The sequence below is a fragment of the Lacticaseibacillus camelliae DSM 22697 = JCM 13995 genome (assembly GCF_001311195.1).
Taxonomy (GTDB): Bacteria; Bacillota; Bacilli; order Lactobacillales; family Lactobacillaceae; genus Lacticaseibacillus; species Lacticaseibacillus camelliae.
This window is the reverse complement of the sequence record NZ_BBAJ01000063.1, coordinates 1-12,855: the sequence shown is the minus strand read 5'-3', so window position 1 is coordinate 12,855 and position 12,855 is coordinate 1. Positions and strand designations below refer to the sequence as shown.

Annotated in this window: 6 protein-coding genes and 5 pseudogenes; 1 reads left to right on the top strand and 10 read right to left on the bottom strand. The window is 59.8% G+C overall.

What is annotated here, in order from left to right; all coding sequences use genetic code 11:
* The 10 genes and pseudogenes from JCM13995_RS10320 to JCM13995_RS17165 form a co-directional block, all read right to left on the bottom strand.
* A partial coding sequence (locus JCM13995_RS10320; protein WP_162230947.1) for a ComEC/Rec2 family competence protein occupies window positions 1-1,239 on the bottom strand: 1,239 nt, incomplete at its 3' end.
* On the bottom strand, window positions 1,236-1,802 hold the full coding sequence (locus JCM13995_RS10315; RefSeq protein ID WP_439645217.1) for a helix-hairpin-helix domain-containing protein: 567 nt from the start codon (window positions 1,800-1,802) through the stop codon (window positions 1,236-1,238). The genes JCM13995_RS10320 and JCM13995_RS10315, both read right to left, overlap by 4 nt.
* Window positions 1,803-1,963: 161 nt before the next feature.
* Window positions 1,964-3,873: pseudogene (locus JCM13995_RS17795) on the bottom strand (M13-type metalloendopeptidase).
* A gap of 246 nt (window positions 3,874-4,119) precedes the next feature.
* On the bottom strand, window positions 4,120-5,253 hold the full coding sequence (locus tag JCM13995_RS10305) for a SepM family pheromone-processing serine protease (protein ID WP_082397816.1): 1,134 nt from the start codon (window positions 5,251-5,253) through the stop codon (window positions 4,120-4,122).
* Window positions 5,228-5,735, bottom strand: a pseudogene (gene coaD, locus JCM13995_RS10300) (pantetheine-phosphate adenylyltransferase). The gene JCM13995_RS10305 and the pseudogene coaD overlap by 26 nt, the downstream one beginning before the upstream one ends.
* A complete protein-coding gene (gene rsmD, locus JCM13995_RS10295) occupies window positions 5,736-6,296 on the bottom strand; it encodes a 16S rRNA (guanine(966)-N(2))-methyltransferase RsmD (protein WP_054665315.1) in 561 nt (186 codons plus the stop codon). It abuts the pseudogene before it with no gap.
* Window positions 6,283-6,591 carry a YlbG family protein gene (locus JCM13995_RS10290; RefSeq protein WP_054665312.1) on the bottom strand — a complete coding sequence of 103 codons (309 nt, stop codon included), beginning with the start codon at window positions 6,589-6,591 and terminating at the stop codon, window positions 6,283-6,285. The genes rsmD and JCM13995_RS10290 overlap by 14 nt, the downstream gene beginning before the upstream one ends.
* 19 nt (window positions 6,592-6,610) lie before the next feature.
* A pseudogene (locus JCM13995_RS10285) lies at window positions 6,611-10,043 on the bottom strand (pyruvate carboxylase).
* Between the two features lie 14 nt (window positions 10,044-10,057).
* Window positions 10,058-10,693: an FtsW/RodA/SpoVE family cell cycle protein gene (locus JCM13995_RS17170; RefSeq protein ID WP_263849656.1), complete on the bottom strand. Its 636-nt coding sequence runs from the start codon at window positions 10,691-10,693 to the stop codon at window positions 10,058-10,060.
* Between the two features lie 67 nt (window positions 10,694-10,760).
* Window positions 10,761-11,165: pseudogene (locus tag JCM13995_RS17165) on the bottom strand (FtsW/RodA/SpoVE family cell cycle protein); the annotation flags it as partial.
* A 367-nt stretch (window positions 11,166-11,532) separates the two neighbouring features.
* On the opposite strand from JCM13995_RS17165, the pseudogene JCM13995_RS10275 reads away from it, so the two are divergent.
* A pseudogene (locus JCM13995_RS10275) lies at window positions 11,533-12,785 on the top strand (C1 family peptidase).
* Window positions 12,786-12,855: the final 70 nt, after the last annotated feature.

The following is a 12,855-nucleotide window of genomic DNA, read 5'->3' as shown; positions in this document are numbered from 1 at the left end:
CGCGGCCAGCGCCGTCAACCCTTTTTCGGCGTGCACTAAGACCGTCTCAAGCGCCGCGCTGCCTGGCAGGTGCGGCCAGATGCTGACGACCACCAGCACTGGCATCAAGGCCAGCTCAAAGACCGGCATCAGGAGCCAGCTGAACACCGACGCGAGCAGGTGCACGCGAAACGTGTGAAACAGGACCACCGGTGTGCTCACCAGCGCAAGCCGCCAGCTCATCCCCCAGCGGCCCGTGGTGATCACCAGCAGCACGAAGCACAGCAGATAAGTCAACTGTCCGCCCATGGTGTGCAGCACGTACGGCTGCATGCCGAGGTTCAGTGCGACGGCGGCAGAAAAACAATCCAGCGGCGTCCACTGCCAGACAAACCGGTCATTGAGCATGGCAATGATCCGCAGCCACACCGCGCGCATGATGCCGGCCGCCGGCGGGATCAGCACCAGCAGCGTAGGCAAAAGCCCCAGCAAACTCCAGTCGACCGCCTCTTTTGGCAGCCGCAGCCGGTCGGTCAACCAGTACAGCGCGCCGATCAACGCGTAGAGGTGCAAACCCGAAACTGAGAACAGGTGAAAAATGCCCAGCGTCACGAACGCTTCGCGCTGCTCGGCAAAATCACTGTCCACCTGCCCCAGCAGCAGCCCTTTTGCATACGCCTGAGTCCGCGGCGCAAGCTGGCGCAGGTGAAGTAACACCTTAGCCCGCAGCACGTGCAGCTGCTCGATAATGCCGCGCGCCGGCCGGGCGGTCAGTTGAAGGGTCTGTTGCTGGCTTTGCCACGCCAACTGATTCTGGCGCCACGCGTAGATCGCGTAGTCGAACTCGTAGGGATTGCGCGCGCCGCCCAAGCGCGTCAAATCCCCTGCCCACTCAACGGTGGTGATGATCGTCATCTGGCGCAGCGCGGTCGCAAGCTCTCCGGTCACCTTGGCGCTGCCGCTGATTGGCACGCCGTTGGCCGCTGTGCCGGTGTACCGGACTAGCTCCCCGGTCACCTGCCAAGCCGTGGGCATCACGGTCACCGCACCGCTTGGCTGAGGCGGGTCAGCCGTGAGCTGCGCGGTGTGATAGCCCCAAGCCAGCCCAATCACCAGCGCCAGCAGCAAGCCGATTCTCGCAATCCGGGCTGCCTTAAAAAGCGCCCACCCAATCAGTAGCAACCCGAGCCACCACGGCTGCATGAACACCAGCATGCCACCCATCCCCGCCGCCAGCAGAAAAATGCCACGCCGGTTCATGGCCCAACCGTGACGAGCGGGGCCAGGCGCTCGAAGGTTTTATCCCCGATGCCGCTCACGTTTTTCAGATCCTCGACCGCTTTGAACCCCCCATTTTGGTCACGGTAGGCGATGATGTCGGCCGCCTTTTTCGGCCCGATACCGGACAAGGTCTGAAGCTCCGTTTCCGTAGCTGTGTTCAAATTGACCAGCGCGCCGGAAGCGCTGCTGGCCGTGGCCGCTGCACCCCCGCCAGACGCAGGCAAGGCGGCCGCTGGCACTTCCTCACCGGCCTTGGGAATGTACAGACTGTCCTGATCGACGGCCAGCTGTGCCAGGTTGACCTGACTCACATCGGCATTTCCAGCCAACCCACCGGCCAGCGCCACGACATCGACCCAGCGTGTCGTGGCCTCGACCGGATAGACGCCGGGCTTCTTCACGGCGCCCTTGATGTGCACGTACCCATTTTTCGGCGGGACACTGGGACTTGCCACCGCGCTGCTGGCGGGACTGCTCAGGCTGCTGACGCTTGACCCCAGCGGCTCCGCCACTGGTGCAGGAGTGGCTGGCGCGCCTGCCACAATAAGAAGACGCCCACCACAGCCGCCACTAGGCCCAGGTACCAGTACTCACGCACCCACTCTTTCACTGTTGCCATTTCGATCACCTCGCAGTTAGATTACGCGAGGGCACGAAAAAAACCGCCGCAGCTGACTGCGACGGCTCGGGCCAAACTGGCCGCTTACTTATCCCAAATGTTGATGCGCTTTTCCGGTGCCAGGTACATCTTATCCGTCGGCTTCACGTCAAAGGCGCGGTACCAGGCGTCAAAGTTCAGCACTGGCACATTGACGCGCAGCTGCGCCGGCGCGTGCACGTCGGTCGTCGCCCGGTTCTGCGCCATGGCGGGCCGCATCTTGGTCGCCCAGGACTTGGTGTAAGCCTTGAAGAAGGTCTGCAGGTCTTCCTGCGACGCATCCTTGCCCAGCACGGCCAAGGCAACCGCCATGCCGGCGTTGTCGGCAATATTTTCCGACACGGTCAGCCGGCCGTTGATCTTGGCGCCGTACGAATCACGACCATCGAACTGCGCCGCGACCGCATCGACGATTTTGCTGAAGGCAGCCTTGTCTGCCGGCTGCCACCAGTTGTTCATCGACCCGTTCTCATCGTACTCGGCGCCGTTATTGTCAAAGGAGTGCGAGATCTCGTGGCCAATCGTCGCCCCGGTGCCGCCAAGGTTAGCGGCCCGCGACCAGTCAAGGCTGTAGAATGGCGGCTGCAAAATGCCCGCGGGGAACGTAATGTCGTTTTTGGACGGATCGTAGCACGCGTTGACCAGGTAGCCCGGCATCGCCACTCACTGCGGTCGACCGGTTGGCCAACTTGGCCGAAGCGAAAGGCCTGAACCTGGCTGGTCAGCTTGGCGACGGCTTCAACTAAGTTATCGCTGTCGTCAAAATGCAGCTGCAGCGCCAGCTTGGGCTCCGCGTCCGGATAGCCCATCTTGATTTTCATCGTCTTGAGCTTGCGGATGGCCTTGTCGCGAGTCTCGGCGCTCAGCCAGGTGTTGTGGTTGAGCTGGACCTGGTACTGGGCAATCAGCTCTTCGACCATCGCCGTAATGTTAGCCTTGGCTTTTTCACCGAAGTACGTGCGGCCGTAATACAGACCAACTGAATCGGCAAAGAACGCGTTGGTCAGCTGGAAGGCCGCCTTGACCCATTCCGTCGCCGCCTCCTGACCGGTCAAAAAGCGTGCGTAGGCACCGGCCTGGGTGCGCAGGTCATCACTGAGCAGGTCCGCGTCATTGAGCAGTTCGTTGATGATGGCGCGGTGCTGCCACTGCTGGTAGTTGGCTTCTGAGATCAGGGTGTTCATCTGCGCAAACACATCCGGCATCAGGACATTCACCGTTGCCGGCGTCGCGGGCAGCGCACTGGCCAAGGCATCGGTCAGACCGATGTTGCTGGTCTCGTCGGCCAGGTCGGCCCAGCTGGTCGGGTGGTCCCAGTTGGTGTCGACCGCCAGAAATTCGTTGGTTGGGGTCAGCTTGCCGAGTCGCTGGTCAAAGGCCAGTGCGTCGGTCACGTAAGTTTCAGCCGTGTCAGCATCGTAGCCGGCTGCCTCGAGCAGGCCCAGGGCCATTTTGCGCCAGGCATCAAACTTCTCCTGGTTTTCCGGCGTATCCTCCGCGTACTGAGCCGCGTCCGGCAAAATGGTGCTGAAGCCGGCCAGATGCAGCTGGTTGGTGGTCGCGTCGTGCATGTCGGCCATGACCATCCAGTCGTACGGCACTGGGTAGTCGTCTTGGACCAACTCCGGCAGCGCGGCCTTGTAATCGGCCAGCGTCTTAAGACTCTCCAAGTGCTTTAGCCGCGGCACAATCGGCGCAATGCCCAGTGCGTCGCGGGCCGCCTTGTCGCTGGCTTTCACGTACAGCTTGGCGGCGTACTGCAGCGCCGGGTCATTGGTCGTCTGCTCGCCGTTGGCCAACGCGGTCAGATCTTTGACCAGCTTGGCGCGAATGTTATCGGTCAGGTCGGAGTCAGCACTGACCATCGCCTTGTCAGGCGGGATCACCGTTTTTTCCTGCCAGTCGCCGTTGACGGCCATGTAAAGATCATCTTGAATCCGTGGTTTATCTGTCATGTTTCCTCCTCGTGATTTCACTGTTTTCTCGCATTGCTTTAATCATAGCCAACTGCTGCGGGAGAAACAACTGCAACAAACGGGCTGCGACTTGGCAACGCGGGAGCATCCAGCTGCGCCAGAGGCCTCGCCGCCAAAAACCCGCGGCAATACCTCTGACATGCGTAGCGGCTACCCATCCCGCTAAAACCGCCAGCCCTTCGCACCATACACGGGCTACGGACTGGCAACGCGGGAGTGGCTAGCCTAGCCCGCTAAAACCGCCAGCCCTTCGCACCATAAAAAAAAGCCGCCGCAAACCGCGACGACTCGATGGTTAATGGTCCGTAAGTAGTCCAGCGCATCCTTCAGTGTCTTGACCGGGACGATTTTCATCTTGGTCTTGATCTGCTTGGCGGTGCGCTTGGCCACGGCGTAATTATTTTCGTAGCCAGGGTCGAGCTTGCGGATCTGCTTAGTGGCCGGCTGGTCCGGGGCAAAGAAGACTTTCGCGCCTTCCTTGTTGGCCATGTAGACCTTCTTGTCAATGCCCCCGATTTGGCCAACGTTGCCATCACCGTCAATGGTGCCGGTGCCGGCAATCTTCTGACCGTGGCGGAAGTGCTGATTGGTCAGTTCGGTGTAGACCTGGACCGCAAACATGAGGCCGGCACTCGGGCCGCCGATCTGGCCGGCATCGATTTTGACCTTCGGCGTCGTGCTGATGGTCGTGTGCTCGGTCAACTCAATGCCAATGCCGGCCTTATTGGTCCCAGGCAGCTTCATCAGCTTGGCAGTCGCCGTGTGCACTTTGCCCTTGCGCGTGAAGGTCAAAGTCAGGCTGGAGCCAATCTTGCGCGACTGGATTTCCTTGATGTACTGGTTGGCAGTGGTGTAGCGCTTGCCGTCCAGTGCGGTAATGGTGTCGCCGACTTCCAGCTTGTCCTTAAACGGCGAGCCCTTGACCAGCGACATCACGTAAATCCCCAGGTGCCGCATTCTGGCCGGCTTGCCTGCCGCTTTGAACGCAGCTTGGACGGCGTTGTTCGCCGCGCTTTTGATGTACTGCTCCTGCAGAAAGGCGTAGGACTTCGAATCATCGTCGCCCATCAGCTCCTGCTTGGACATGATTTCGGAGTACGGCTGCATCTTGGCCCAAAGCAGCAGCGCCGGGGACGCCGGGCCCACCACGCCGACCGTCGTCAGCATGTAGGCCCCTTTTTCCGTGTCCTTCTTCCCTTCGACGGTCACATACGGCTTCAGCGACTCGGCCGAGCCGGGCACTTCGGCGTAGCAATTCGTCGGGTAAAATAAGAGACCGGCGACCACCACAAATGCAGCCACCAGTCCCCCAATGATTCCCCAACGCCGTTTCCTACTGGTTTGTTTTCGCTTGCTCATGCGCATCACCTAACTTTGCCATGACTGCGGCGTTCACGTTCGCCGGCAACAGCGAACTGACATCGCCGCCAAACGTCGCGACTTCCTTGATCAAACTGGACGACAGGAACCGGTAGCGCTTGTCTGCCAGCAGCAGCACCGTTTCCAGCTGCGGCGACAGCACCTGGTTCATCTCCGCGATGTCCTGCTCGTAGTCGAGGTCCTTGCCGGAGCGCACGCCGCGCACCAGCACAGTGGCACCGATCTGCTCGGCGAACCGCACCGTCAGCATCGAAGGCGCGGCGACCACGTCCACATTGGCCAGCCCTGCCGTCGCTTCCTGGATCAGCGCGACCTTTCGGCTGCCGAAAAAGCGGGTGCTTGGATGTGTTGGTCATCACGGCGACCACCACCGTGTCGAACATTTTGGCGGCGCGCGTTACGGTGTCCAGGTGGCCATTGGTGAAGGGATCGAAACTCCCGGGAAAAATTGCTTTGACCATTTACTCTGCCTCGCTTTGCTTCAGGATCAATACTTGGGCGACACCGTACGTCTGACGGCGCACCTTGTCATAGCCTGGGATCACATCGGGGTAAACCACGTCCATGCCCGTTTCAAACATTACCGTGCCTGCCGGTGCCAGCAGGTGCAGCTCGGCAATCAGCGCCAGCTGCGCCAGCGCTTCCTGCTTGGCGTAAGGCGGATCGGCCATGATCAGGTCAAACTGCCGGTTCGCCTCACCAAAGGTTTTCAGCGCGCGGTCCACCGGACTTTTCACCACGGTGAAGCGCTCCGGGTGCGGCAGCTGGCCAACATTTTCCTTGATGACCTTAATGGCGGGATACGCCTTGTCGACCAGCGTGGCGGTGGCCATGCCGCGCGACACGGCCTCGATGCCAAGGGCGCCGGTGCCTGCGTATAGGTCTAAGGCGTCACCCCCGTCAAAGTATGGGCCGAGCATGTTGAACATGGACTCTTTGACCTTATCTGCCGTTGGGCGCGTGCTGGCACCAGGCACGGCGGCAAGCCGCCGGCCGCGAAATTCCCCGCTAATGACGCGCATCGCGGTACCTCTTGGGCGCATCGTCGTCCTGGTCGTCCTCAAGCGCGGACAGGCTGGTGTCCCCGGAGTACTCGGTGGCGATGAACGGCCGCTGGGACTTTTCGACCCCCTTGACGAAGCGGAGTTTCTTGAGCTTGGCCATGGTGTCGTCAATTTTGTCCATATCCAGGTATAAATAGACATATTTCATGCGGCGCGACGCGTAAAGAATCGTGCCGTAATGACGCAAGGCCTTCATCTGTTTGAGTGAATACACCCAGACCACTAGGCCCTGGCGTTTGGTGACCTCAAGCATGCAATTCCTCCTCACAAAATCAGTTCTGCGCCAGCGGCTTCATTTTGGCCAGCAGCTCGCCGGTTTCCACTAGGTCGCCTTCGCCGGCATACAAGTGCGTGATCGTGCCGGCAAACGGCGCGTGCACCGTTGTTTCCATCTTCATGGCCGAGGTGACGAAGAGCGCATCGCCCTTTTCTACCTGCTGGCCTTCCTTCACTTCGACGGCCACCAGCCGGCCACCCATTGGGGCCCCGATCTGGTTCTGGTCGGTCGGCTCGGCCTGACGCTTCGTGGCGACCGTGTGCTGCGCGGATTCGTCCAGCACCTGGACCTCGCGTTTTTGCCCGTTGACCGTGAAGTACAGCGTGCGCTTGCCGGCCGCATCAGCCGGTGAAATCGCGTCCAGCTGCATCACGACCTGCAGCCCTGGCCGCACATCGACAGTGATGCGCTCGCCAATGCGCATGCCCTGGAAGTAGGTCTGACTGTCCAGCGCCGTGATGGGACCGAACTTCAGCCGGTTCTTTAGGTAAGTCGCGTAGACTTCAGGGTACAAAATGGCGGACAGGACTTGCGCGTCGGTTGGGTGCGGCAGGCCTTGGGCGGCGAGCTGCTGACGCACGGCCTCAAAGTCGACGGGTTTGGCCAGCGCGCCAGGGAGCTGCGTCAACGGCTTTTCACCCTTGAGGATCTTGGCCTGCAGAACTTTAGGAAAACCGCCGACCGGCTGGCCGAGGTCACCCTTGAAGAAGTCGACCACGCTGGCCGGAAAGTCGATCGTCTCGCCGTGATCCAGCACGTCCTGCGGGGTCAGGTGATTCTGCAACATAAACAGCGCCATGTCGCCGACCACCTTGGACGACGGCGTCACCTTGACAATGTCGCCGAACATCTCGTTGACCTGCGCGTACATTTGCTTGACGGCCTCAAAGTCGGTGATGTCCATCGACTCGGCCTGCTGTTTCAGGTTGCTGTACTGGCCGCCTGGCATTTGCACGGTATAAATATCGGTCAGGGGGCCGGTCACGCCGTTGGCAAAATCCTGGTAGTACGGGCGGACCTTTTCGAAGTAATGATTCAGCTTTTCGGCGTCTTGCACGTTCAGGTCCGGCTGCCGGTCGTTGTTGGCCAGCGCGTAGTACAGACTTTCCATGCTCGGCTGGCTGGTCGTGCCGGAAAACGCGGACTGGGCCACGTCGACCACGTCCACCCCAGCGTTGACCGCCTGCACGTAAGTCGCCACGCCGTTGCCGGTGGTGTCGTGCGTGTGCAAGTGGATCGGCACGTCGACCGCATCCTTCAGCGCGGAGACGAGTTCATACGCCGCCTCAGGCTTTAACAGCCCAGCCATGTCCTTGATGGCCAAAATGTTGGCGCCGGCATCGACCAGCTGTTTACCCAAGTCCACGTAATAGGCCAGAGAGTACTTCGGGTGACTGTCGGCCAGAATATCGCCGGTGTAGCACATCGTCCCTTCGGCCAGCTTGCCGGTTTCGCGCACGGCATCGATCGAGTGCGTGAGCTGCGGCACCCAGTTCAGCGAGTCAAAAATGCGGAAGACATCGATGCCGCGGTCTGCCGCGACTTGAATAAACTTCTTGATCACGTTATCCGGGTAATTCTGATAGCCCACCGCGTTACTGCCGCGGAACAGCATTTGCAGCAGCGTGTGCGGCATCAGCTTGCGCAGCAGGTCCAGCCGGACCCAAGGCGACTCGTTCAGGAAGCGGTACGCGACATCAAACGTCGCCCCGCCCCACATTTCAGCAGAAAACAGGTTCGGCAGCGCGTTGCTGAAGTCCTGGGCCACCCGCAGCATGTCGCGCGTGCGCATCCGTGTCGCAAACAGGCTCTGGTGCCCGTCACGCAACGTGGTATCGGTCAGCAACACCCGTTTTTGCCCGGTGAGCCACTTGGTCACGGCATCGGCGCCTTGGTCGTGCAGCATGGCGACCAGATCTGTTTGCGGCTGGGTCTTTTTGAACCGCGGGTGATAGTCAAAATCCGCCAGCAGCTTTTCAGTGTGCTGGTGCACGCCTGGGAAGCCGTTGACCGTAGTTTGGCCGATGTAGGTCATCAGCTGAGTAGTGCGGCTTTCGACTGGCCGCAGCTTGAATAAGGCCGGTGTCTCATCAATGAAGGTCGTTGTGGCACTGCCGGAACGGAACGTCGGCGTTTCCAGGACGTTCAGCAGAAAGGCCAAGTTGGTCTTGACGCCGCTGATGCGAAATTCCTTCAGCGCGCGCGTCATTTTCGCCACGGCGCCAAGGAACGACCCGGAGTGAACGGAAGTTTTGACCAGCAGCGAATCGTAGTACGGGCTGACGACCGCGCCGGCATAGGCGTTGCCGACATCCAGCCGCACCCCGTTGCCACCGGGACTGCGGTAGGTCGTAATCGTGCCGGTGTCCGGCATGAAGTGATTGCTCGGGTCTTCGGTCGTGATACGGCACTGAATCGCCGCGCCGCGCGTCGTGATGTCCTGCTGGTGCGGAATGCCAATATCCTTGAACAGGTCCTCCCCTGCCGCAATGCGCAGCTGGGCCTGGACGATGTCGACATCGGTGATCAGCTCGGTGATGGTGTGTTCGACCTGAACCCGCGGGTTGACCTCGATAAAGTAGAACTGGTCGCCTTCGACCAGAAACTCGACAGTGGCCGCGTTGTCGTAGTTGACACTCTTCATCAGTGCCACGGCGGCATCGCAGATCTTGGCCCGCAGCGCTGGCGCCAGCCCGACCGCCGGCGCAATTTCGATCACCTTTTGGTTGCGCCGCTGCACGGAGCAGTCGCGCTCGAACAGGTGGATCAGGTTACCGTTGTGGTCGCCAAGGATCTGGACCTCAATGTGCTTGGCATCCTTGAGGTAGCGCTCAACATACATCCGGTCGTCGCCGAAGCTGGCCACCGCCTCAGACACCGCATTTTGGTAGACGTCCTTGAGCTCCTTTTCGGAGTGGACAATGCGCATGCCCTTGCCGCCGCCACCGGAGGCCGCCTTCAGCATGATCGGGAAGCCGTGCTTTTCGGTAAAGGCCACGATTTCGTTAAAATCGCACGTCGCTCGGTCATGCCCGGGATGGTTTGCAGACCGGCCTTGACCGCCGCCCGCTTGGCCGCGACTTTATCGCCGAACATGTCCAGCAGCTCCGGGCGCGGGCCGACAAAGGTCAGCCCGGCCGCCTCGACGCGCCGCGCAAACTCGGCGTTTTCCGACAGTAGACCGTAGCCGGGATGAATCGCGTCCGCCCCAGACTCTTTGGCAATGCGAATAATGTCGTCCATGTCAAGGTAGGCCTCAATGGGCCCCTTGCCGGCACCGACCTGGTAGCTTTCCTGCGCCTTGAACCGATGAATGGTTAGCTCGTCTTCCTTGGCGTAAATGCCGACAGTCTTGAGCCCAATTCCTCGCTTGCCCGAAAGATCCGCACCGCGATCTCGCCGCGGTTAGCCACTAAGACTTTACGCATGTGCGTGCTTCCTTTCACTTGACCCGTTTGCCAGCCGGTTTGCCGACCAGCGCCTGCTTCTCCATCGCCGAAATGTTGAGCATCACACCCATCGCGATGCTCAGGACCAGCATCGACGAGCCGCCGTACGAGATGAACGGCAGCGTGACCCCGGTGACTGGCAAAAGCCCGGTCACCGCCCCGACGTTAAACGTGGTTTGAATCAGCATCAGCGTCCCGATGCCATAGCTGATCAGTGACCGGTACGCGTTTTTCGAGCGAATACCGATCAGGTAAATGTGCGCGATCAGGTAATAAATCAGCCCAATCACAATGGCCGCACCGACCAGCCCGAGCTCCTCGGCGATCACCGCCAAAATGAAGTCGGTGTATGGCTCGGGAAGGTAGCCGAGCTTCTGGGTGCCGTTGCCCAGCCCGACGCCGAACAAGCCGCCGTGGTTGATTGCCAGCAGAGAGTTGACCACCTGGTTGCCGACCGTTTTGCTTTCCTGAAACGGGTGAATCGCCGCGGTCAGCCGCTGGATTTGGTAATGCTTGGTCAGCCAGTGCGGCAGCTTGACGTTGGCGAACACATAGTACAAACCGCCGACGAGGACGACCAGACCGGCGAAAAAAACCAGTCCCCCACCGCAGCGAGATGCCGCTGGCACAAAGCATGATCAGCGTGATGCCCGTGATAATGATGGCGCCGCCGGTATCCGGTTCGATCAGGACCAAGAAGATACCCATCCCGACCAGGAACAGCGGCTTGACGAGTTCCTTCAGTGAAAAATCGGGGCGTCGCATATTGTCCTGCCGCTGACTGAACATATAAGCCAAGTAGAAAATGACAATCAACTTGGCAAACTCGGTCGGCTGCACGTTGATGGGCCCAACCGGGATCCAGGCCGCCGCGCCATTGACTGAGCGCCCCACCACCAACAGGTAGAACAACGAGGCAAACAAGATCAACCAGAGCGCCGCCTGAAACTTGGGCTTGCGAAACAAGCTGAGTTTGAAGTAGAAGAAAAACAGCGCCAGCACGAGCCCCGCGATGACGAACGCAAGCTGTTTGATCATCACGGCGTTATCCGCCCAGCGATACTGCGTCTGAATCCAGTAGGCGCTGGCCGAATACACCATCACGACCCCGGTTGCGCAAAGGACGAGGTATGGCACTAATAGTTTATAGTCGAGGTAATGTAGCTTTTTCAGCAACGGGATCGCCCTTTCGCGACAAAGTTGTCATTATTATATCATAGCTGCACAGGCCTGGAGCCGGCCACACCAAGGCAAGGCCCTCAGCTTACGGAAAAATTTCAGGCTAAGTTTAAAATCAGGCAAGAGAGTTTCATTTTTCTCTCATAAAGTTGTTCACGTCGTCTCAGAAAAGCGGTAGACTGAGTAATATGTTTTAGTGAGGAGTGAAAAATTTGGCAAAAGCAATTTCGTTTGATCAGATCGACCAGTACAAAAAAAAGATCTGGAAAGTCAGCCGGGCGCCAATGCCTTGGCCAAGGCCGTCCAAAACGTCGGCCCGCAGGCAGCAAGCCGCGGCACGCTGAACGACAAGGCCATTAAGCTCGCCTTTTCCATTGAGCTTGACACGGGTAAGGTCACGAACCAGAAGCAGTCCGGGCGCTGCTGGATGTTCTCAGAACTGAACACCATGCGCCATTTTGCCGGTGAAAAATTCGGCATCAAGGACCTCGAGCTGTCCCAGGCCTACCTGCCTTTTACGACCGCATTGAAAAGTCCAACCTGTTTCTCGAACAGGTCATCGCGAACCCCACCGCGTCCCCGACTGAGGACCGCAAACTGGCGACCCTGCTCGAGCAGCCTAACGGTGACGGCGGTCAGTTCGACAACGCCCCGGCGCTGATCGAAAAGTACGGCATTGTGCCGAAGTCGGTCATGCCTGAAACGTTCAACAGCTCCGCCACCGGCCAAATTAATGCCGTGCTGAACCTCAAGCTGCGCAAAGCGGCCAGCGAGATCCAGCAGGCGGCCAAGGCCGGCAAGGATCAGGACGCGCTCGAAGCGATCAAGGACGACAACCTCAGCGCCATTTACCGCATTGTGGCCTACGCGTACGGCAACCCGCCAGCGACCTTCGACTTCGAGTACCGCGACGACAAGAAAAACTTCCACGCCGACCGCGGCCTGACCCCAAAGGAATTCTACGCCAAGTATGTTGGCTGGGACCTGGGCCAGTACGTCAACCTCGTCGCCGATCCGCGCAAGACCAAGCAGTACTTCCAAGCTTACAGTCTGCCGAGTCAAAACACCGTTGTGGGCGGCCGGCCGATCACCTTTGTGAACGTGCCAGCAGACCAGCTGGCAAAACTGGCGATCAAGCAGCTGCAAGCCGGCGAGGCGGTCTGGTTCGGCAATGATGTCGGTCAAGACGTCGACCGCGATACCGGCACCCTGACCGGCGGCCTGTACGACTACTCCACCCTGTTCGGCTTTGACATGAAGCTGGGTGTGGCCGAGCGTTTCGCCACTCGGCAGGCTGAGGTCACCCACGCGATGACCCTTACCGGTGTGGACCTGGACGACAACGGCCAGCCGACCCGCTGGAAGGTCGAAAACTCCTGGGGCAAGGACCGCGGCAACGACGGCTATTACGTCGCCGACCAAAGCTGGTTCGAGCAGTACGCCTATGAAGTTGCAATTCGCAAAGACCTGCTGACACCAGAGATCCTGGCCGCAACGCAGACCGAGCCGATTCCGCTGGACCCATGGGACGAACTGCACTAGAATGCACCACTGATGTTACCGAAAAGGCCGCTTCCGCTGGGAGGCGACCTTTTTTTTGTACCTCAATTTT

What these genes read in the sequence shown, in the direction of transcription:
- JCM13995_RS10305 (WP_082397816.1), bottom strand. Translation starts at nt 5,253, where the DNA reads ATGAGCAAGCGAAAACAAACCAGTAGGAAACGGCGTTGGGGAATCATT.
- rsmD (WP_054665315.1), bottom strand. Translation starts at nt 6,296, where the DNA reads ATGCGCGTCATTAGCGGGGAATTTCGCGGCCGGCGGCTTGCCGCCGTG.
- JCM13995_RS10290 (WP_054665312.1), bottom strand. Translation starts at nt 6,591, where the DNA reads ATGCTTGAGGTCACCAAACGCCAGGGCCTAGTGGTCTGGGTGTATTCA.